Below are 20,419 nucleotides of genomic sequence, written 5' to 3'. Positions count from 1 at the left end.
TATTCTTTCTTACAGCCTTCTTAAACTTGATATTTTCTAAGTTTTTATTTAACTTTAGGAAAAAATAAAATATGCAGATAGAAACGCGTACCTTAAAGGTTGAGGATTATGATGAATTGGTAGAAACAATGAGAAGGGCTTATCCCCAAATGTCAGAATATGTATGGTCTAAAAAAAGTATCGCAAAACTAAATAAGATTTTTGAAGCAGGGCAAATCTGTATTACCGTAGACGATAAAATAGCAGCAGTTGCACTTTCAATTATTGTAAATTATGATGAGTTTGGGGATGACCACACTTACAGCGATATAACTGGGAATTATACATTCAACACCCATATTTCTACCGGAAATGTACTGTATGGTATCGAAATATTTGTAGATCCGCAATATCGTGAGTTGAGGTTGGGAAGAAGATTGTATGACGCGAGAAAAGAGCTCTGCGAACAGCTCAATCTTAAATCTATAATTCTTGGCGGCAGAATTCCTCACTACCATAAATACAGTCACGAACTTTCACCCAGAGAATACATCCGAAAAGTAAGAGATAAGGAAATGTACGATCCTGTACTTTCTTTTCAGCTATCCAACAATTTTTTGCCAATAAAAGTGCTCAAAAAGTATCTTCCTGAAGATGAAGCTTCCCGAGAAAATGCAGTTTTGCTTCAATGGAATAATATCTATTACAGCAAAAAACCAAATACAATGCAGGACAGTGTGGTTAGGCTGGGTTTAGTTCAATGGCAGATGAGGCATTTTAAAGACATTAATGCATTTTACGAGCAGGTAGAATTTTTTGTGAATGTAATGGGTGATTACAAGTCAGATTTTGTACTGTTTCCTGAACTTTTCAATACTCCTTTGCTTGCACCGTTTAATAAGCTTTCGGAACGTGACAGTATGATTGAATTGGCAAAACTCACCGAACAGATTAAAAATAAAATTTCCGAACTGGCAATCAGTTATAATGTCAATATCATTTCGGGGAGTATGCCGATTTTTGAAAATAATGATCTGTACAACATCAGTTATCTCTTGCATCGCGATGGAAGAATAGATGAATACAGAAAAGTACACATTACCCCGAATGAAAGAAAATATTACGGAATGAAAGGAGGTAGCGAGATTAAAGTTTTTGATACCGATTGCGGAAAAATAGGACTGGTAATTTGCTATGATGTTGAATTCCCCGAATTACCAAGAATTCTTGCAGATCAGGGCATGAAAATACTTTTTGTACCTTATCTTACCGATACGCAGAATGCATATACCAGAGTTCGTCATTGTGCCGCTGCAAGAGCTATCGAAAACGAATGTTATGTAGCGATTGCTGGTTGTGTGGGAAATTTGCCGGGTGTAAATAATATGGATATTCAGTTTGGTCAGGCTGCGGTTTTTACCCCTTCAGATTTTGCTTTTCCATCCAATGCGATTAAAGGTGAAGCTACACCTAATACAGAAATGACTTTAATTGTAGATGTAGATTTAAATTTACTGAAAGATCTTCATTACAACGGTTCTGTACAGGTTTTAAATGACCGTAGAAAAGATCTTTATGATACTTATTTGAAATAAAATCCCGAAATATTTCTGCGATAAATTAAAAAAAAGCTCATTTTCACTGAAAATGAGCTTTTTGTATGTTTTTTTTTAGATTAAATAACCTTTAAAGCAGATTCTAAAGCCAGTTCAATCATAGGTTTTAAAGCTCTTTCTCTTTCATCAGAAGAAATTTGCTCCTGAGTAGGAATAATATCGGAAACGGTAAGAATTGTTGCCGCGTTTTTTCCTAATTGTTTTGCATTGGCAAATAATCCAAACGCTTCCATTTCTACGGCAGGACAGCTGTATTTTGTTGCAATCTCCGGGATTGAAGGATCTTTTCTATAAAAAATATCACTGCTGTGGATGTTGGTCGCTCTTGTTTTCAGACCCAGTTGTTCAGCCGTTTCGTTAATAACATGGTAGATATTTCCTTGGTGAGGGAGAATGTCATCTTCAAATCCCCATGCAAATTTTGCGTACGTGCTTTCACTTGCCGCATTTTCCACATTCAGAAGGTCAAAAAGTTTTACGTCATTAGAATATCCGCCGCAAGTTCCGATTCTTATAATGGTGTCCACTTCATATTCTGTAAACAGTTCAAACGAATAAATTCCGATGCTTGGGAAACCCATTCCGCTTGCTCCAACAGTAATTTCTTTTCCTTTATACGTTCCTGTGTAATAAAAAATACCTCTTGTCTGGCTCACCAATTTTGCGTTTTCAAGAAAATTTTCAGCGATATATTTTGCTCTCAAAGGATCACCGGGCTGCAAAACTACTTTGGAGATTTCACCCTTTTTGGCACTAATGTGAATGCTCATATTTTTTGTTTTTTTAAATTTTGACAAAGATAACAATTAACTGAATGATGAAGTTGTTCTATTTTCTGAGAGATTGAAAAAATATTCTATTAATGGTTTTTATTTGGAGCTGTTTCCTGCTTTCCGCTGTATCTTTTTTGTGGCAGACTCCACTTCGCTTCGCCTGCCACAAAAAAGGATGCCGCTGCAATCAGGGCTAAAGACATTAGTAAAGTAGTTTTGCGGAACAGAGCTGAATGGATAGTGTTTTTTTCTCGAAAAAGCATTCTAAAACAGAAAAACCGCCCACAGGCGGTTTTTCATAATCTTATATTCCAATTATTCTCTGTTTTTTACCATTACCCATCCGGAATATTTCATTTGGGTATTTTTTTTGTCATTTTCATTCCAAGTAATAGAATACCAGTAATTTCCGGTAGGAACTTTTTTGTTTCCGGAAGTTCCTTCCCATTTGTAATTATTGAACTTGTCGGCATGGAAGATCATATTTCCATATCTGTCATACACATCAAAAACAAGATTCTGTTTATTGGCTAATGCAGAATAATCTATAGCATCATTATATCCGTCACCATTGGGAGTAATTACATTAATGATATTAGGAACAACAATCGAAATTTCAATAGGATTACAATTGTATTGGTCTTTTACAAAGATTTTATGATCTCCTCTTTTCAGATTAGAGAAAACATTAGAATCTTGCCAAGAAACATTGTCCATAGAATATTTGTATGGTGCAGTTCCTCCGTTTACATTGATGGTAACAGTTGTGTTAGAGATGTTCACACTGGTAATTACAGGGCTTTTGGCTGCATAAACTCTTACATTCTGAATAGCAATACAGTCTCCGGTTTTAAGTTTTACCCAATAAGTACCTACTCCTACATTAGAAATGGTTTGTGTAGTGGCTCCGGTGCTCCATTCGTACTCGCTGAATCCAGATCCGGCATCCAGAGTTGTTTTGTCTTCAAAACAAATTGTTTTATCTTTCAAGACAGTAGAATAAACTGGAGGAATTACTTCCAAATTTATTTTAGCAATTTTATAACAAGCATTTGCATCTGTTACTTTTACAAAAACATATCCGTTGGGAGATACATAATTCTGATAAGCAGTAATTTTATTGGTTTCGTTAATAGCATCGGTTACAGAAGGGTAATATTCTTTTGTTAATCCTGATTGCGAGGAAACATTCGCTGTAGAAAGATCAAATACTCCAGTTTTTATAACAGAATTAAAAGTACATACCTTTAATGTAGCGTCCTTAACGGAAAAACCAGAATAAAAACTTAAAGTTATTGCCGCAGAATCTGAACAGCCTTCTGAAGTGGTAACCAATGCATACACAGTTCCGGGACCAGAGACATACTGTGTAGGATTGCTAATCTGAGAAGTACCTGCATTCAGATCATTCATAGTAGGAAAATATTTTATCACCACATTACTTCCCGAAAATACACCTGCAGTGGTGAGGTTGTATAATCCCTGTCCGCTGTAATTATTGTTACATGCATACATAGTGACATCATTGGCAACAATATTTCCTTGCTTAAACTTGAAAGCTCCAATTTGTCGGCATGAATTCAAAGGATTATTTGGGTTCGCAGGATCCTGATAATGAATACTGTAATAATAAGTAGTAGTTGTATTTACGGTTTGATTTCCTGTAAGAGGGTTTGATCCTGTTAATGCATCATTTTGAGAATTGTGATAAGATACTGTGAAATTAGGATTTGAATTCAGAATTCCCGCAGAAAGTGTGCTGAAATCAAATGTTGCCGGGCTCACACAGATAAGAATTTCTCTAGGATCATTCGGGTTCGCAGCCGGAGATCCTGGAGGAACAAAAGGATTTGGTTGAATGCTAGAATTGGTAAATGGTGAAGATAAAGTAGCTGTTCCGCCCCAAGTAAGCGAAAAAGGTGCTGTGGTAGAACTACCGGCTCCCACCCAGTTATCAATATATAAATAATAAGTTTCGCCAGCCGTTACATTCAGGTATTGACAGTACGGAGTTAATGAACCTCCGGCAGCACTCGTTATGGTGCTTGTCATATTCAGACCTGTTGAAGCACCCACGCCCACAACAGTTGCTGCATTACAGCGAATGGGAGTTCCAAGAGATCCGCATGTTGAATTGGGTCCGTAGATTGCCCAATCATAATCCGCATCAGAGTTGGTAGGTACCAAATCAAAAGTTAAAGTTCCACTGGTTGCAATTGTAATTTTATACCAGATAGAATTGTGTTCTCCGCTGCTAAGACATCCTCCCAAAGATTCGTTCACATTGCCTATACCTGTGGGGCTATATGTAATGGTGGAGTTACCACATACCGACAAAGCGGTAGAGCAGTCTGCCTGAGAGTACAATAAAGATGAAATGCAGAAAAGAGTAGCTAATAGAATTTTTCTCATATCTTATTGGTATTAAGGTTAAAGTGTATCAAATTTAAATAAATTTATTTAAAAATTACTATATTTAAAATAATAATCCAAATATGATAAGGAATAATTCTATTATTTGCTTATTCTATATAATAATCTAGATTTTATTTAATACTTGTAATATTTCCATAAAGATTTTCGAGGTGAAGAATTTTATGAAACGGACTTTTAACCGATTCAAGATGTTGCTGATCTTGGATAAACGTGTATCTGGATGCAATAGAGTTCATATCCGAAACAATTACTAGCCAACATTCGTCCACAGAATTATCGTAAAAAGGAAATTTTTCATTCTTCTTTTTAATAAGTTCTACAATTTTTTCGGAACATAGCTCATCAAAAAGATTCATATTGTATTCGTGGGTGATAAAAACATTTCTGCGGTGAGAAGATTTTCTCAAATTTTTCACAACTCCAACAGGTTTTTCTTTTTTAATGCTTTTATAGATGTTAAGAATAATTTCCTGCTGTTTTTCTAGATTATCAATAGCAATATGCTCGTGAAATTCCAAAAAATAAACGCCACGATATTTCGCAGCGTTTTCTTGTTCCAGTAATATTTCCGCCTGGCGGAAAATCTTATTCAGATTACTTTCCATTTTTTTCATTTCAAGATGATTAATCACTTCAGTAAGTTCTATTCCTATCTTTTTACCATTGCATTTGGCGATAAAATCGGGACTTTCGCAAGTGAGATTTTCAAAAGTGATTTCCGGGAAATGATGCATGAAAGAATTAAGCAGAAGAATTTCTGTTTTCTTTTTATACTTTTCGCGTTGGTGAAGAGGAGATTCGTCTATCGTACGGTGATATTTTTCTATAGGTTTCTTTTTTAAATGTCTGTTGAGATAATACAAACTGAGATTTTTTACCAAATCTTCCTCCGAAAATGCTCTTTTCATGATATTGTATTTAAAGAAATGAATACTTACCCGATGTTGAAATTGTTTTGAAGTTTTTGATTATCAAAAATTTACATTTAAAGGTAGTAAAAATTATTATTCATTAATTTTTTTAAAAATAATTTATCAAATAATTAATACTTAGTTTATTTTCTTATTCAATACCTTTGTTTCTTTTTAGCACAAACAAATGATTTATGGATTTTAAAAACTATACAATACCTTATCATATCAACCCAAAATTTTCTACAAAAGTTGCTTATTTTTCTATGGAATTTGCTTTGGAGCAGGTTCTGAAAATCTATTCTGGCGGATTGGGCTTTCTTGCAGGTTCTCACATGAGAAGTGCTTATAATCTTAACCAAGATCTTATAGGAATCGGTATTTTGTGGAAGTTTGGATATTACGATCAGGCAAGAAACCACGATCAGACTTTGCAACCGGTCTGGACAAAAAAAATGTACAGCTTTCTGGAAGATACGGGGATAAAGTTTCAGATAGAAATTCACAGTGCTCCGGTTTGGGTGAAGGTTTGGTATCTGGATCCTGAAATTTTCAATACAGCACCAATGTTCTTTCTTTCTACAGATGTTCCGGAGAATGACCATGTTTCGAAAACAATCTGTCACAGGTTATATGATGCCAATGAATCTACTAAGCTTGCACAGTATATTTTGCTGGGAAAAGGAGGTGCAAAGCTTTTGGACGAGATGAATATAGAAAGAGATGTTTATCATCTTAATGAAGCTCATGGGCTTCCTGCAGCATTTTATCTCCTGAAAAAATACGAAGGTGATCTTAGAAAAGTAAAGCAGAAGCTCGTTTTTACCACACATACTCCAGAAGAAGCTGGAAATGAAAAACATAATCTGAAACTGTGTTACGATATGTCTTATTTCTCAGGATTCAGTATGGAGGAAGTTAAAAATCTTGAAGGATCGGATGGAGAAATGTTCAACCATTCTCTTTGTGCTTTAAAAATGGCAAGAATTGCAAACGGAGTTTCTCAGTTGCATGGAGAAGTATCCAGAGCGATGTGGAGCAAGTATAAAGGTATTTGCGAAATAAAGTCTATTACCAATGCTCAGGAATTTAAATATTGGGCAGATAAAGAGCTTTACATTGCTAAAGATGAAAATAACGATACCATTTTTGATTATCGTAAAAAACTGCTCAAAAAAAGATTGTTTAAGATTGTGGCAGATCAGACAGGGAATTTATTCAACCCTAATATTTTTACCATAGTTTGGGCAAGAAGATTTGCAGGCTATAAAAGAGCAAATTTGCTGTTGCAAGATAAAGAAAGATTCAGAAAATTGCTGAATAACCCTAAATATCCGGTGCAGATTATTTGGGCAGGAAAACCATATCCGATGGATTATTCTTCAATTTCTACATTTAATACTTTAGTTGAAGAAAGTAATAATCATAAAAATATGGCTGTTCTTACCGGCTACGAACTTGCTTTAAGCAAATCTTTAAAACAGGGTTCAGATGTTTGGTTAAATAATCCGAGGGTTCCGCGAGAGGCTTCGGGAACTTCGGGAATGACGGCTGCAATGAATGGATCGGTGAACTTATCTACCGACGATGGCTGGATTCCTGAATTTGCAAAACATGGCGAAAATGCTTTTGTTGTTCCTAAAGCAGATTATCTGAATATGAGTATTTATGAACAGGATAATTATGACCTGAATACATTATACGATATTCTGGAAAATGAAATTCTTCCTATTTACTATGATCAGCCAGACCAGTGGAGAAAAATTCAGCATAATTCTATGAAAGATGTAAAAGAATACTTCAACAGCGATAGAATGGCAGAAGAATATTATGCTGTGCTTTATAATCATTAAAATAAAGCAGGAATTAATTAATAAAAATCGGTTTGAGGAATGTCAAACCGATTTTTTTATGATTAAGATTTTGGCACCGTAACACCAATTTCATAAACGTTTGCACTTTTTAGATATTTAGATCTTTCTCGGGAAGTTACCGATTCGAAAGCATCGTTTTTCAGTACGATAATAGGATCTTCAGCATTTTCAATTTCAAAACTTGCGATGTATCTTTCATCTGGAGGAGACTGTTCAAGTTTTGCCTTTATTTTCTGTAATTCATCGGCATATTGTCTAAATCCTTCGTCAGACGAGTGAATGAATTTGTATTCAGGACCTGCATCTACAAAATAATGTAGTCTTTTTTCTATCAGTCCGGCTTCATTGCTAATTACGGGGTTATCATTACCGTCTTTAAAGGCTACTTCTACTAATTTTCCACCTTCAGTTTGGGCATAATTTTCAGCATCATTAAAATCAGAAAAACCGGTAAAAACAGTTTTGTCTTCAAGATCGTAGCGGTTTAATTTTCTTTCATTGTCTTTTGTTTCCATAATTATTGGTTTTAAGGATGTAAGCATTAATATAGAATAACTATTCAATTTTTTTGCCAAAACGGTAAGTTCCTAGTTCACCTTGAGAAAATAAAATGTTTATCTTTGAAATTCAGGATTTATTACAATGAAAAAACTTATTCTTACACTTAGTCTTGTGGCTTTATTTCAGAATTTTAATGCCCAGGAAATTACTTTGGATAAAATATATTCGGGATATTACCGAGGAAAAGGAATTGCCGGAATTACCTCTATGAAAAACGGCGAAAGCTATCTGGTAATAGAACAGGGCGGAATTGCCAAGTATTCTTATAAAACTTCTCAAAAGGAAGGTAATCTTGTTGATGGGAATTTTGAAAGTTATGAGTTTTCTGATGATGAATCTAAAATTCTTTTACTAAAAGACAGTCAGCCTATTTACAGACACTCTTTTTTAGGAATATTCGATGTGAAAGACCTTAAAACAGGAAAAACCATCACTCTGAATGAAGGAAAACCAATTCAGGAACCTAGATTTTCTCCAGACGCGACAAAAGTAGCTTTCATTACAGACAATAATTTGTTTTATCAGGATTTATCATCAGGCAATATCACTCCAATTACAAAGGATGGAAAAAAGAATGAAATTCTGAACGGTTTGGCAGACTGGGTGTATGAAGAAGAGTTTGGGCATGCAAGATTATACGAATGGACAAAAAATTCGGATGCTATTGTTTTTGTGAAATCTAATGAAAAAGAAGTACCCGAAATTTACATTCCCATCTACGGAAAGTCGCTTTATCCATCCGAGATGAGGTATAAATATCCTAAAGCTGGTGAAAAAAATTCGTTGGTTTCTGCATATATTTTCAGTTTAGGAAAAGGCAGTATAGGTAAGATTAATCTTGATAATTTTAAGAATTATTACATTCCGAATGTTATTCAGACTTCCGCTTCAGACGAAATGGTTCTCATCACTTCGCAGAGAACACAAAATGCTTCGGATGTTTTAAAAGTAAATACCAAAACCGGAGCCGTAACAAAACTTTTTACAGAAACCGACAACCAATGGATTGATACAGATAATGTAACCTTAGAGTTTTTGGAGGATAATTCTTTTCTTTGGGCTTCAGAGAGAGACGGTTTCCGCCATCTGTATTGGTATGATAAAGACGGGAAACTGAAAAAACAGGTAACAAAAGGAAATTGGGAAGTTACCGATTACTACGGATTTAATCCAAAATCTAAAGAAATTTACGTTCAGACGACAGAAAAAGGGAGTATTAATAAAGTGGTTTCAAAAATCAATATAGAAAACGGAAAATCTCAGTTGGTTTCTAATGCGGAAGGAAATAATTCTGCGAATTTCAGTAAAAATTACAATTACTTTATCGAAACTTCTTCTACCGCTTCAAAACCCTATACTTTTGTATTGAAAGACGGAAATGGAAAGGTAATGAAGGAGCTTCAGAATAATGATGAACAGCTTAAAAAACTTCATTCTGATAATTTTTCTGAAAAAGAATTTATCACAATTCCCAATGCTGCGGGAGATCAGATGAATGCATGGATTATAAAACCTAAAAATTTTGATCCTAAGAAAAAATATCCGCTCTTCATGTATCAATATTCCGGACCGGGATCGCAGCAAGTGGCTAATTCTTGGGATAACGGCAACGCAATTTGGTTTGAAATGTTGGCTCAGAAAGGTTATGTAATTGCGTGTGTCGATGGAAGAGGAACTGGCTATAAAGGCGCTAAATTTAAAAAAGTTACCTATAAAAACCTTGGAAAATATGAGATTGAAGATCAGATAACAGCAGCTAAATGGTTAGGAAATCAAAGTTATATTGATAAAAGCAGAATAGGAATTTTCGGATGGAGTTTTGGCGGATATATGGCAAGTCTTGCAATGACGAAAGGAGCAGATGTGTTTAAAATGGGAATAGCAGTTGCACCTGTAACGAACTGGAGGTATTACGATTCTGTATATACCGAAAGGTTTTTGCTCACTCCGCAAGAAAATCCTGCAGGATACGATGATAATTCTCCGACAACGCACGCCAAATTACTGAAAGGTAAGTTTCTGCTCATTCATGGAACTGCGGATGATAATGTGCATTTTCAAAATTCTATGGAGTTTTCGGAAGCTTTAATTCAAAATAAAAAACAGTTCGATTTCATGGCGTATCCGGATAAAAACCACGGGATTTACGGAGGACAGACCAGACCGCAACTTTACCAGAAAATGACAGATTTTATCTTGAATAATCTTTAAAACAAATTTAAAATATATCAGCAATAAGCTGCTTCATTCTTCCGAAGCGGCTTATTTGTTTTTTTAAGCATCTTCAAATGCCTTTACAATATACTGAAATTGGGGTCTGTACATATTCATCTTAAATTGATTATCTTTGCACCCATAAAATTCAGCTTCAAAAAAATGTCAACAATTCAAAAAACTGCCGCATATCATACCCTTGGCTGCAAACTCAATTTTGCAGAAACCTCTACGATTGCCCGTCAATTAACAGATGCAGGGTACAGTAAGGTAAGTTTTGATGATAAAGCTGATGTGTATGTAATCAACACCTGTTCGGTTACAGAAAATGCAGACCGAGAGTGCAAACTTCATGTGAAAAGAGCCATGAAAGCCAATTCTGAAGGTTTGGTGGTGATTGTTGGATGCTATGCACAGCTGAAACCAGAAGAAATATCGCAAATTGAAGGGGTAGATTTGGTTTTGGGAGCCAAAGAAAAATTCAATATTTTAAGTTATCTTGATGATCTTCAGAAATCTCGAAATGAAGGTATTGTACATTCTTGCGAGATTGAAGAAACAGATTTCTTTATCGGAAGCTATTCTATAGGAGATAGAACCCGGGCGTTTCTTAAAGTTCAGGACGGTTGCGATTACAAATGTACTTATTGTACTATTCCTTTAGCCAGAGGGATTTCTCGTTCTGATACCATTGAAAATGTACTTCAAAATGCCAGAGAAATTGCCGGAAAAGGAATAAAAGAAATTGTTTTAACCGGTGTAAATATCGGAGATTACGGAAAAGGTGAATTTGGCAATAAAAGACATGAACATACTTTCTTAGATTTAATTTCAGAACTGGATCAGGTGGAAGGAATCGAGAGAATCCGTATTTCTTCTATTGAACCTAATCTTCTGAAAGACGAAAGTATCGAACTGGTTTCTAAAAGTAAAAGTTTCGTTCCGCATTTTCATATTCCTTTGCAGTCGGGAAGTGATGATTTGCTTAAAAAAATGAAACGACGTTATCTCACAAAACTGTACAGCGACAGAGTGGCAAAAATTCGTGAAGTAATGCCTCATGCAGCAATTGGGGTAGATGTAATTGTAGGTTTTCCGGGAGAAACAGAAGAGAAATTTTTAGAAACATATAATTTCCTGAATGAGTTGCCAATTACTTATCTGCATGTTTTTACCTACTCCGAAAGAGAAAATACAGAAGCTGCAGATATGGGAGATATTGTACCTATTTCTGAAAGAAAAAAGCGGAACAAAATGCTGAGAATTTTATCTGAAAAGAAAAAAATGGCGTTTTACCAAACGCAACTCGGAAATACGCTTCCTGTCCTTTGGGAACATGAAAATAAAGAGGGGAAAATGTTTGGCTTTACAGAAAATTATGTGAGAGTACAGAAAGATTTTGATGCCAAATCGGTTAATACCATCGAATTCTTAAAACTTGATAAGATTGAATCCGATGGTACTGTTTCTGTGCTGAATTCTTATGAAAACTTCCTGGAGAAAGTTTAGTGAAATTACTGTTTCTTATTTGTATTTATTCGGGAATCGTCCAAAATAAATCTGGATTATTGGTTTTGTAATATGTAAAACTAACTCCGGTTTCGGTATTAGTTTCTTGTTTCTTTTGTGGAGTTTGTTCAATTCCATCTAACGGAAGCAGTTCAACATACGTTACTTTTTTTCCTTCTTTCCAGGTTTCTGTATTGTATTCGCTTTCCAATGGAGTTTGCATTCTGTATAGATTTTTTGCCATATAGTTTTCCAGATAGTCTTGTTTTGTTTGTAAATATTCTCGGTTCCAGTTAGCATCCGCATTCAAAACTAACGGAAGTCCTTTCGTAAGTCTTTCTCTTACTTCCTGAATGCTTAAAAGATCTCCGTGCTCGTTCATAACATAGGCATCGAAAGTAGGGTCAATCCAAATCCATTTTTTCAAATCTTTGCTGTACACCATATTAATAACGTGACAGTCATCAAAATTGGTTTCTTTAGGCATACAGGTTATGTAGCGGGATTTTATGCCCATAGAAAGATAGCATTCGTTTAGAATTGTAGCGAGCATTCTACAGTTTACGCCACGATTTTCGGCTTTACAGACTTTTATTAAATCCACCGCATTTTTTAATGTAGGATTATTGCTGCTTCCATCGTGCCGAACTAAGTTGTGTACCCAATGCATTAAATTGAAAATTTGAGACAATTCATTTCCTTTTCCGGCAATAGAATCTAATCGTAGTTCTTTTCTTATTTTTTTTAAGTCTTCATTCTCTTTAGACTGATAAGTGAATTTTGGAACCAATCTTTGGTCTGAAAAATTATATTTCTCGCCACCTTTTAAAATTTCCAATCGGGAAGGGACGTATTTTATTTGTGTTCTTGCAGAATCTTTACCTTTCAGCAAAATAATAAAATTATATTCCTTTTTCGGATCAATTTTAAAGGATATAGAATCTATATCTGTGTAGAAAGTTACTTTTTTGGAGGAAGTTGTGTACACATCCAACTTTTCTTCCGGAACAATATTCCATGCATTTTTTTTGAGTGTGTTTCCGTCTTTTATGTCTACACTTATAGAATTTGCTTTAATTACAGGTAGTTTTTTCTGTGAAAACAAAATGCCCTGTCCCAAAATGCAGATTCCTAAGAACGTAAATATTTTCTTTTTCATAGCAGTATTATTTTAGGGTTTATTTTTAAGACAACAAAGTAGGCTAAAATGTTTCATTTCTTCTTGTTTTTTTATTTAATTTTTCTTCTCGTTTTCATTCTTTATATTTGAGGTTAAAATAATGAAAGAATGAGAAATAAATTTTTGTTGTGGGGAGTTGTTTTGCTCCTGTGTACATGGGTGACTGCTTTATTAATAAAAGCCCATTACTGGATTCCTATACTTCTTACAGCGATTTACTTTCTGGGAGTTTATAATATCACTCAGAGTAAACATGCCATTTTAAGAAATTTTCCAGTATTAGGATATTTTAGATATTTTTTCGAAAATATTTCTCCGGAAATGCAGCAGTATTTTATCGAAAGAGAAACAGATGGTAAGCCTTTTCCTCGAAATCAAAGATCTGCAGCATACAGACGCTCCAAAAATCTTAGCGATACAGTACCTTTCGGAACTCAGCTGGAAGTTAATCATAGAAAATATGAGGGTATAAAACATTCTATTTATGCTAAAAGTCCGAAAGAAGAATTGCCTAGAGTTTGGATTGGCGGAGAACAGTGCAGTAAGCCTTATCATGCCTCATTGTTTAATATTTCTGCAATGAGTTTTGGTGCATTGAGTGATCGTGCTCAGATTTCTTTGAACAGAGGAGCTAAAAAAGGTAATTTTTATCATAATACCGGTGAAGGGGGTATTTCTCCATATCATTTGGAAGGGGGAGATCTTTGCTGGCAAATTGGTACGGGATATTTTGGATGTAGGGATGAAGAAGGGAAATTTAATCCAGAATTATTTGCTAAATATGCATCGCTTCCGAATGTTAAGATGATTGAAATTAAATTATCTCAAGGAGCTAAACCTGGGCATGGAGGGGTTTTGCCGGGAGTTAAAAATACCCCGGAAATTGCAAAAATACGCCACGTAAAACCGGGAGAAACTATTTTGTCACCTCCATCTCATTCTGCTTTTTCTAATGCAGTAGGTTTATTGCATTTTGTACAGGAATTAAGAGTATTATCCGAAGGAAAACCAGTAGGTTTCAAATTGTGTATTGGCGATACCAAAGAATTTGAAGACATTTGTGTTCAGATGAATGTTTTGAAAATTTATCCTGATTTCATAACCGTAGACGGAGCCGAAGGCGGAACAGGAGCTGCACCACCAGAATTTTCAGACGGAGTAGGAATGCCTTTAGAACCTGCTTTAATATTTGTAAACCGAACTTTGAAAAATTACAGCATCCGAGAACGAGTAAAAATTATAGCAAGCGGAAAAGTGCTTACAAGTTTAGATATTTTAAGAGCGGTAGCTATGGGAGCTGATGCGTGTAATAATGCGAGAGGATTTATGTTTGCATTGGGATGTATTCAGGCGTTGAGGTGTAATAATAACAAATGCCCGACTGGAGTGGCAACACAAGATAAAATGCTGATAAAAGGACTTGATGTTACCGATAAAGCCGAAAGGGTTTATCATTTCCATAAGAATACACTGCATACTTGTAATGAACTCATTGCTGCTGCAGGAAGAGACAGCTATGAAGAAATAGATGCGTCCATGTTTATGAGAGGTGATGAGTTTGAACATCTTTCTGATAAATATTTCCCAGATATCTTAGGGAATGTGAAATAACTTTAATTCAAATCTAAAAAAAAGTGCACCAATATTAATTGATGCACTTTTTTAATTTATTTACTGCTTGTTTATTGTTGATCCGCAGGTCTTACCTGTGTATTGTAAACTTGGAAATTAAATACAAAAGTAGTATTTTTAAGTCCGTAATAATTTTCATTTCTTGCAAATGCTGCTTTAGATGGAACAATAATTACACCCTGAAGATTGTAGTTGGCTTCATTTGGCATTCCCTGAAAACCTGTGAAGTAAGATAAGCCTTCCTGAAAGCCTTCAATTTCATAATAGCTTCTTTGTTTTGCAATATCTGTAGTAGCAGCATCCAAAACAGATTTTTTTACATAATAAAACTTAGGATCTGTAACAGGACTTGGGTTTGAATCTATGGTGTTCACCAACGCTCCGTAAGAAGTAAGCGATACGTCTCCGTCCAAATCTGTGGCAACATAATAATTTGCTCTTATCATCATCTTAACTAAACTTGCTGTGTTTGAATTAGAATCAGTGTTAATAGCAACTCCGGGATTTGGCTGGGCGTCAACTTTTTTTATATAGATAACTCCGGAAGGAAGTTTTACAGGATTCAGCTCCGACAGTTTTTTGAAATTATCATCAGCAGGATCACTCGCGCTAAATGCTTTTACATTTCCCTGACTGTCGAGATAATTGGCATCCATAAATTTCTGAATAGCCTGCTCGTCATAAGAATTTCTTACCGCAATATCATCTGGTTCTACAAATCTTTCCACTTCATCATCCTTTTTACAAGCTGTAAAACACAAAGATCCAGCAAGGATATATAAAAATATTTTTTTCATTTCAAAAACTTTAATTACTTTACAAATAATATAACGACAAAAGTATAAAAAAATATGAGAATAGATAAATTTTTATGGAGCATTCGTTTTTACAAAACCAGATCAGTCGCTGCAGAAGAAATTAAAAAGAACCGGGTTTCTGTAGGAACATCTGTTGTGAAATCTTCTAAAGAGGTTAAAGAAGGAGATGTAATTAAAATCCGTAAAAATCAGATTGATTATCAAATTAAGGTGATTCAGATTCCTAAAAGCAGAATAGGAGCGAAGCTGGTTTCCCTTCATATAAAAGATGTAACAGATAGAGAACAGCTGGAACTGTTAAAAATGAGAAAGCTCAGTCAGGATTATTACCGTATCCGTGGCGAAGGCAGACCTACCAAGAAAGACAGAAGGGATATGGACGATTATGTTGGAAATGATCTTTCTTCCGAATTTACAGATTGGGACGATTTTTTTGGTGAGGCAGATAATGATAATAATGAAAACTAAAGCTCTAGAGATAGAGCTTTTCTGTTATTTCTGAAATGATATTTTCCGGTGTTTTATCATCTGTTGTGATACTGAATTGTGCTTTACTGTAAAAAGCATTTCTTTCAAAAAGATGTTTGGCAATAAATTCCGGAAGTTCGCTGTCTGCAATTCTGGCAATTAAAGGTCTTTTTTCTTTTTGCTTTAATAATCTTTCTGATAAAACGGGAATTGAAGTTCTCAGAAAAATGCTTTTAGAACTATTATTAATAATTTCCATATTATTATAATACGCTGGAGTACCTCCACCCAGACTCAGTACAGTGTTTGCTTGTGTTGCCAAAATTTCTTCCAAAATCTCCCGCTCTTGCTTTCTAAAGTAAATTTCGCCCTTTTTTTCAAAAATTTCAGGAATTGTAAGCTTTAAGCGACGAGAAATCTCCTTATCAAGATCAATTAATTGAAAATTTATTTTATCGCTTAATATTTTGGAAATGTGAGATTTGCCGCTCCCCATGTATCCGAGTAGTGAAATTATCATGAATTTATTTTAAACAAATTTGCGAAAAAGTTTTGAGATAATGAAAAAAGTCCTATCTTTGCACCACTAAAAACAAGGGACGTTATTTATAACGAAAAACTTGATAATAAAGTGGCCGACTCGGTAGCTCAGCTGGTAGAGCAATACACTTTTAATGTATGGGTCCTGGGTTCGAATCCCAGCCGGGTCACAAGTGAAATTTCGCATATGTTGCGATTTTTTGCCTGCGTGGTGAAATTGGTAGACACGCCATCTTGAGGGGGTGGTTTCCTAAGGATGTGCTGGTTCGAGTCCAGTCGCAGGCACTGCAAAAAAATATTGAAGAGGTTGAGTGTGGTATTAAAATAAATTTTTATATTTATCTCAATTAATTTGATGGCCGACTCGGTAGCTCAGCTGGTAGAGCAATACACTTTTAATGTATGGGTCCTGGGTTCGAATCCCAGCCGGGTCACAAGTTTACTGAAAAGTAAATTTTTTTCATATTAATATTTTGTGATTTGGTGTTCAAAGGCTTCCATCGGAAGCCTTTGATTTTTTTATTCTAAATGCATATTATCAATAAGTCTTACATCGTCAACATTTACTACGATAAAAGCACGATAAGATTTCCCTTCTTCTTTCTGGCTGATTTCCTTTAAAGTATGTTCATCTGCAATAAGGAAATATTCTAATTCCATATTGTTTTGGTGTTCGAAAACATCTTTTACCTTTTTCTTAATTTCAGAAACGGAAAGGTTTTTAAACCATTCTTTTGTTTTTTCAAGAGTTTCGAAAATAATTTTAGATTCATTTCTTCTTTCCTCCGTGAGGCGTTGGTTGCGGGAGCTCAAAGCAAGTCCGTTTTCAGCCCTATAAATAGGTATGCCTTTTATCGTAACAGGAAGATGCTTTTTTTCTGTCATTTTTTTTATGATAGCCAGTTGCTGAAAATCCTTTTCGCCAAAATAAGCGTTGTTAGGTTGTACTTGTCTGAAAAGCTCTTCAACCACAGTTCCTACGCCGTCGAAATGACCCGGTCTGGATTTTCCTTCCATTTCGTTCTCAAGACCGTCGTAATCGTACTTTTTGCTTTCTGTTTTTTCAGGATAAATATCTTCTACTTGCGGAAGGTAAACTGCATCTACCAATCCGGATTTTTCAAGAATAGAAATGTCTTTTTGGGTATCACGGGGATATTTTTCAAGATCTTCGAGGTTGTTGAATTGTGTAGGATTTACGAAGATAGATGAAATAACCAGGTCGTTTTCTTCTCTCGCGGCTTTATACAAGGAAAGATGCCCATTGTGTAGGGCACCCATTGTTGGAGCGAAACCAATTCTTTTGCCCATCTCTTTTTGTCGTTCTATAAAATCCTGAAGTGTTTTTTTAGTTTTTAGAATTTCCATATTTGTAATAATAACATTTCAAAAATACTAAATATTGTGAGATTCATTTTTACTTTGTTACATTATTGTTTACAACTGTCGTAAAAAAATGTTAATTACTCTAATGTTGAATGTTTTTTCGTAATTTTGCAAATTAATGCGATATTTTAAAATTATATAAAAATTATATGCCCAATCAGAAAATACTGTACATTACCACAGAGATGTACCCTTATCAGGAAGATACAAATTTAGCAGCGGTGGTAAACAAAATGGCACTTAAAATGCACCAAGAAGGCAATGATGTAAGAGTTTTTATGCCAAGATTTGGACAGATTAGTGAAAGGAAATTTCAGCTACACGAAGTTATTCGTCTTTCTGGGATGAATATTATTATTAATGATCTCGATCAGCCCCTTATTATAAAGGTTGCCTCTCTTCCCGGTGAGAGACTTCAGGTTTACTTTATAGATAATGAAGAATATTTTAAAAGAAAGCAATATTATTTTGATGATGAAGGAGCAGCTTTCGAGGATAACGACGAGAGAGCTATTTTCTTTGCACGCGGCGTTATAGAAACAATTAAAAAGCTAAACTGGGTTCCCGATGTTATTCATTTGAATGGTTGGATGGCTTCTTTTGTCCCTATTTATCTTAAAACTTATTATCAGTCTGATTCTTATTTTAAAGATGCAAAAATAATTCTTTCATTATATAATGAAAACAATGCTCCATTGGCTTCAAATGTGGCTGAAAAATTACAGTTTGATAATATTTCTGGTTTAAAAGCGTTAGACAATGCAAGCTTTGAAAGTTTTGTTATCGAAAGTATGGAGTATGTAGATGAAGTCGTAAAAGGTGATGAGTTTTTGAATGGTGAATTAGATAAAGCGTTCAATGAAACGTCAACATCTAAATCTGAATATCTTGACGTAGATTCTATCAGTAAACTATATTAATATACATTTTGATGATTTATAATATGAGAAAAACTTTCGCCATCCTTTCGATGATGGTTTTAGGGAGTATATTACTTTACAACTGTGAGCCAGAAGCAGATTCTTTAGGTGAACAACTTTTTTTGGATGGAGCTGCAAATGGAAAGGAAGCTTTGTTTGATGTCGTGGGATATAATATTAGTAATAACGATACCATAAGAGCAGATGCAAATACTTTTGTAAATCTTTTCGGTACCAATGCTGCGACATCCTCTACAGCGGTTTTAGGAGCGTTTAATGAAAGCCAGTTTGGGATGCAGAAAGCTACTTACTTTACTCAGCTTAGATTGCCATCTTATGATCCTGATTTTGGAGTTAATCCCACTGTAGATTCTGTAGTAATGGTAGTGAAGCCAACATATGCGATAGATTCTGTGTCTACAACAACCAATGACGACTATGTTTATCCGGACGGAAATATTCCTGCAAAAAAAGTAGTTAGCACTTATCCTATGATAAAATTTGGAAAATCCAAACTGAACGGGGGGAAATTAACTCTTAAAGTAAACGAAGTTTTGGAGTTTATGAATGGATTTAATGATATTGTTTATTCTAATAAGAATTTTGCAGTAGACGAGTCTAATGTTTTAGGTTCTAAAGAGATTTCAGGAAATGTAAGTGCTGTTGCAATTACAAAAGATTCAGACAATGGAGATATTTTCAGAACTCCTGTAGGAATAAGAATTCGTCTTGATGCAGATTTTTTTAAGCAGAAAATTATTGATAAAAAAGGTCAGATGGAATTGAGAGATGCTGCAAACTTTACCAGACATTTTAGAGGTTTGAGAGTTTCTGTTGTTGAAAATGATGGGTATTTATTCCAATTTACTCCAAACGATATTGAACTAATCATGTACTATAAAAATGAGAAAGTAGATAACGGTGTTACAACAACACCGCAATCGAAATATAATTTTGCTTTAGGAAGTGCTAATGTTCATACAGGTTATTATCAATATAATAGAAGTGGAGCGGCAATTAATACTTATGCTTTAGGAAATTCTACAACTGGTGATCTTAAGTTGTATGCTCAAGGTATGGGAGGAAACTCTATAGGGGTTAAATTCCCAACAGCTACAATTGATTCGCTTAAGAATATGTATCAAAAGAACAAAGCAGCTATTATTACTGCAAAAATCAGAATATATACAGATGATTCTGTTTGGAATAATAAATATCAGAAGCCAACCATCCTAACGATTTTACAGAGAGATAAAGATACAAGCGGACAAGTAACTACTGGTTTTACTACAGATTATACAATTCTTAGCGGAGCTCCAACTTTTGTTCCTCTTAGAGTGTATGATTTAGATAAGAATCCTGCTTATTACGATTTTACGGTGACTCAATCTCTTAAAGATATTGTAGAATCAGGAAAAGATTATTCAAATAAGTATTTCAAAATAGATTTGGCTCAATTCTTAAATACAAGTGCGGGAAGTTTAGCGGGGTACAAATATACTTCCAGAGCTTTTTCAATGCCAAGAGCAGTTTTTGTAGGTTCTGATCCTTCAAATAAAAATAAAATTAAGTTAAGAGTTACATACGGAACAAAATAATAAT

Annotated in this window: 16 protein-coding genes and 3 tRNA genes; 11 read left to right on the top strand and 8 right to left on the bottom strand. The window is 34.7% G+C overall.

The genetic code is table 11. From position 1 onward, the window contains the following. Positions 1–71: 71 nt before the first annotated feature. Positions 72–1,574 carry a carbon-nitrogen hydrolase family protein gene (locus MTP08_RS12405; RefSeq protein WP_243576209.1) on the top strand — a complete coding sequence of 501 codons (1,503 nt, stop codon included), beginning with the start codon at positions 72–74 and terminating at the stop codon, positions 1,572–1,574. 80 nt (positions 1,575–1,654) lie between these two features. On the opposite strand, the gene deoD is transcribed toward MTP08_RS12405, so the two are convergent. From deoD to MTP08_RS12390, 3 genes are all read right to left on the bottom strand, one after another. Next, entirely contained in the window at positions 1,655–2,365 is a 711-nt protein-coding gene (deoD, locus tag MTP08_RS12400) for a purine-nucleoside phosphorylase (RefSeq protein ID WP_243576208.1), read from the bottom strand. A 318-nt stretch (positions 2,366–2,683) separates the two neighbouring features. Beyond that, a complete protein-coding gene (locus MTP08_RS12395; RefSeq protein WP_243576207.1) occupies positions 2,684–4,780 on the bottom strand; it encodes a T9SS type B sorting domain-containing protein in 2,097 nt (698 codons plus the stop codon). A gap of 134 nt (positions 4,781–4,914) precedes the next feature. Further along, positions 4,915–5,712, bottom strand: a complete 798-nt coding sequence (locus tag MTP08_RS12390) for a hypothetical protein (protein ID WP_243576206.1) — start codon at positions 5,710–5,712, stop codon at positions 4,915–4,917. 197 nt (positions 5,713–5,909) lie between these two features. On the opposite strand from MTP08_RS12390, the gene glgP reads away from it, so the two are divergent. After that, the gene (glgP, locus tag MTP08_RS12385; RefSeq protein WP_243576205.1) at positions 5,910–7,568 is read left to right on the top strand and encodes an alpha-glucan family phosphorylase; all 1,659 of its coding nucleotides are present in this window, start codon (positions 5,910–5,912) and stop codon (positions 7,566–7,568) included. Between the two features lie 62 nt (positions 7,569–7,630). Here the strand turns inward: glgP and MTP08_RS12380 are convergent, their stop codons facing one another. Further along, a complete protein-coding gene (locus tag MTP08_RS12380) occupies positions 7,631–8,104 on the bottom strand; it encodes a hypothetical protein (protein WP_243576204.1) in 474 nt (157 codons plus the stop codon). A 127-nt stretch (positions 8,105–8,231) separates the two neighbouring features. Here MTP08_RS12380 and MTP08_RS12375 point away from each other — a divergent pair, with 127 nt between their 5' ends. Beyond that, positions 8,232–10,361, top strand: coding sequence for a S9 family peptidase (locus MTP08_RS12375; RefSeq protein ID WP_243576203.1), 2,130 nt, complete (start codon positions 8,232–8,234; stop codon positions 10,359–10,361). A 165-nt stretch (positions 10,362–10,526) separates the two neighbouring features. Beyond that, a complete protein-coding gene (gene mtaB, locus MTP08_RS12370) occupies positions 10,527–11,873 on the top strand; it encodes a tRNA (N(6)-L-threonylcarbamoyladenosine(37)-C(2))-methylthiotransferase MtaB (protein WP_243576202.1) in 1,347 nt (448 codons plus the stop codon). Positions 11,874–11,898: 25 nt separating this feature from the next. On the opposite strand, the gene MTP08_RS12365 is transcribed toward mtaB, so the two are convergent. After that, positions 11,899–13,032, bottom strand: coding sequence for a transglutaminase-like domain-containing protein (locus MTP08_RS12365; RefSeq protein ID WP_243576201.1), 1,134 nt, complete (start codon positions 13,030–13,032; stop codon positions 11,899–11,901). A 129-nt stretch (positions 13,033–13,161) separates the two neighbouring features. On the opposite strand from MTP08_RS12365, the gene MTP08_RS12360 reads away from it, so the two are divergent. Further along, the gene (locus MTP08_RS12360) at positions 13,162–14,664 is read left to right on the top strand and encodes an FMN-binding glutamate synthase family protein (protein WP_243576200.1); all 1,503 of its coding nucleotides are present in this window, start codon (positions 13,162–13,164) and stop codon (positions 14,662–14,664) included. A 71-nt stretch (positions 14,665–14,735) separates the two neighbouring features. Here MTP08_RS12360 and MTP08_RS12355 read toward each other — a convergent pair whose 3' ends face one another. Continuing rightward, positions 14,736–15,482: a hypothetical protein gene (locus MTP08_RS12355; protein WP_243576199.1), complete on the bottom strand. Its 747-nt coding sequence runs from the start codon at positions 15,480–15,482 to the stop codon at positions 14,736–14,738. Between the two features lie 54 nt (positions 15,483–15,536). Between MTP08_RS12355 and MTP08_RS12350 the strand changes: the two genes are divergently transcribed. After that, entirely contained in the window at positions 15,537–15,971 is a 435-nt protein-coding gene (locus tag MTP08_RS12350; RefSeq protein WP_243576198.1) for an RNA-binding S4 domain-containing protein, read from the top strand. 4 nt (positions 15,972–15,975) lie between these two features. On the opposite strand, the gene MTP08_RS12345 is transcribed toward MTP08_RS12350, so the two are convergent. Continuing rightward, positions 15,976–16,491, bottom strand: a complete 516-nt coding sequence (locus tag MTP08_RS12345) for a shikimate kinase (RefSeq protein WP_243576197.1) — start codon at positions 16,489–16,491, stop codon at positions 15,976–15,978. A 117-nt stretch (positions 16,492–16,608) separates the two neighbouring features. On the opposite strand from MTP08_RS12345, the gene MTP08_RS12340 reads away from it, so the two are divergent. The 3 genes from MTP08_RS12340 (at position 16,609) to MTP08_RS12330 (ending at position 16,945) form a co-directional block, all read left to right on the top strand. Then, a tRNA-Lys gene (locus tag MTP08_RS12340) sits at positions 16,609–16,681 on the top strand. A 32-nt stretch (positions 16,682–16,713) separates the two neighbouring features. After that, positions 16,714–16,796 (top strand) — tRNA-Leu (locus MTP08_RS12335). Between the two features lie 76 nt (positions 16,797–16,872). After that, positions 16,873–16,945 (top strand) — tRNA-Lys (locus MTP08_RS12330). An 85-nt stretch (positions 16,946–17,030) separates the two neighbouring features. On the opposite strand, the gene panC is transcribed toward MTP08_RS12330, so the two are convergent. Then, complete coding sequence (panC, locus tag MTP08_RS12325; protein ID WP_243576196.1) at positions 17,031–17,879, bottom strand: pantoate--beta-alanine ligase; 849 nt, start codon at positions 17,877–17,879, stop codon at positions 17,031–17,033. A gap of 167 nt (positions 17,880–18,046) precedes the next feature. Here panC and MTP08_RS12320 point away from each other — a divergent pair, with 167 nt between their 5' ends. Both MTP08_RS12320 and MTP08_RS12315 read left to right on the top strand, forming a co-directional pair. Then, positions 18,047–18,817, top strand: coding sequence for a glycogen/starch synthase (locus MTP08_RS12320; RefSeq protein ID WP_209388827.1), 771 nt, complete (start codon positions 18,047–18,049; stop codon positions 18,815–18,817). 23 nt (positions 18,818–18,840) lie between these two features. Further along, complete coding sequence (locus MTP08_RS12315) at positions 18,841–20,415, top strand: DUF4270 family protein (protein ID WP_243576195.1); 1,575 nt, start codon at positions 18,841–18,843, stop codon at positions 20,413–20,415. Positions 20,416–20,419: the final 4 nt, after the last annotated feature.

Source organism: Chryseobacterium oryzae (assembly GCF_022811665.1).
Lineage (GTDB): Bacteria > Bacteroidota > Bacteroidia > Flavobacteriales > Weeksellaceae > Chryseobacterium > Chryseobacterium oryzae.
The sequence above is the reverse complement of the archived record's forward strand: the minus strand, read 5'-3'. Positions and strand labels throughout refer to the sequence as shown.

Bases quoted from the DNA above. Each gene is read 5' to 3' on its own strand.
- mtaB (WP_243576202.1), top strand. From the start codon at position 10,527: ATGTCAACAATTCAAAAAACTGCCGCATATCATACCCTTGGCTGCAAA.
- MTP08_RS12390 (WP_243576206.1), bottom strand. From the start codon at position 5,712: ATGAAAAGAGCATTTTCGGAGGAAGATTTGGTAAAAAATCTCAGTTTG.
- MTP08_RS12395 (WP_243576207.1), bottom strand. From the start codon at position 4,780: ATGAGAAAAATTCTATTAGCTACTCTTTTCTGCATTTCATCTTTATTG.
- glgP (WP_243576205.1), top strand. From the start codon at position 5,910: ATGGATTTTAAAAACTATACAATACCTTATCATATCAACCCAAAATTT.
- MTP08_RS12375 (WP_243576203.1), top strand. From the start codon at position 8,232: ATGAAAAAACTTATTCTTACACTTAGTCTTGTGGCTTTATTTCAGAAT.
- deoD (WP_243576208.1), bottom strand. From the start codon at position 2,365: ATGAGCATTCACATTAGTGCCAAAAAGGGTGAAATCTCCAAAGTAGTT.
- MTP08_RS12360 (WP_243576200.1), top strand. From the start codon at position 13,162: ATGAGAAATAAATTTTTGTTGTGGGGAGTTGTTTTGCTCCTGTGTACA.
- MTP08_RS12345 (WP_243576197.1), bottom strand. From the start codon at position 16,491: ATGATAATTTCACTACTCGGATACATGGGGAGCGGCAAATCTCACATT.
- MTP08_RS12320 (WP_209388827.1), top strand. From the start codon at position 18,047: ATGCCCAATCAGAAAATACTGTACATTACCACAGAGATGTACCCTTAT.
- MTP08_RS12315 (WP_243576195.1), top strand. From the start codon at position 18,841: ATGAGAAAAACTTTCGCCATCCTTTCGATGATGGTTTTAGGGAGTATA.
- MTP08_RS12380 (WP_243576204.1), bottom strand. From the start codon at position 8,104: ATGGAAACAAAAGACAATGAAAGAAAATTAAACCGCTACGATCTTGAA.
- MTP08_RS12365 (WP_243576201.1), bottom strand. From the start codon at position 13,032: ATGAAAAAGAAAATATTTACGTTCTTAGGAATCTGCATTTTGGGACAG.
- panC (WP_243576196.1), bottom strand. From the start codon at position 17,879: ATGGAAATTCTAAAAACTAAAAAAACACTTCAGGATTTTATAGAACGA.
- MTP08_RS12355 (WP_243576199.1), bottom strand. From the start codon at position 15,482: ATGAAAAAAATATTTTTATATATCCTTGCTGGATCTTTGTGTTTTACA.
- MTP08_RS12350 (WP_243576198.1), top strand. From the start codon at position 15,537: ATGAGAATAGATAAATTTTTATGGAGCATTCGTTTTTACAAAACCAGA.
- MTP08_RS12405 (WP_243576209.1), top strand. From the start codon at position 72: ATGCAGATAGAAACGCGTACCTTAAAGGTTGAGGATTATGATGAATTG.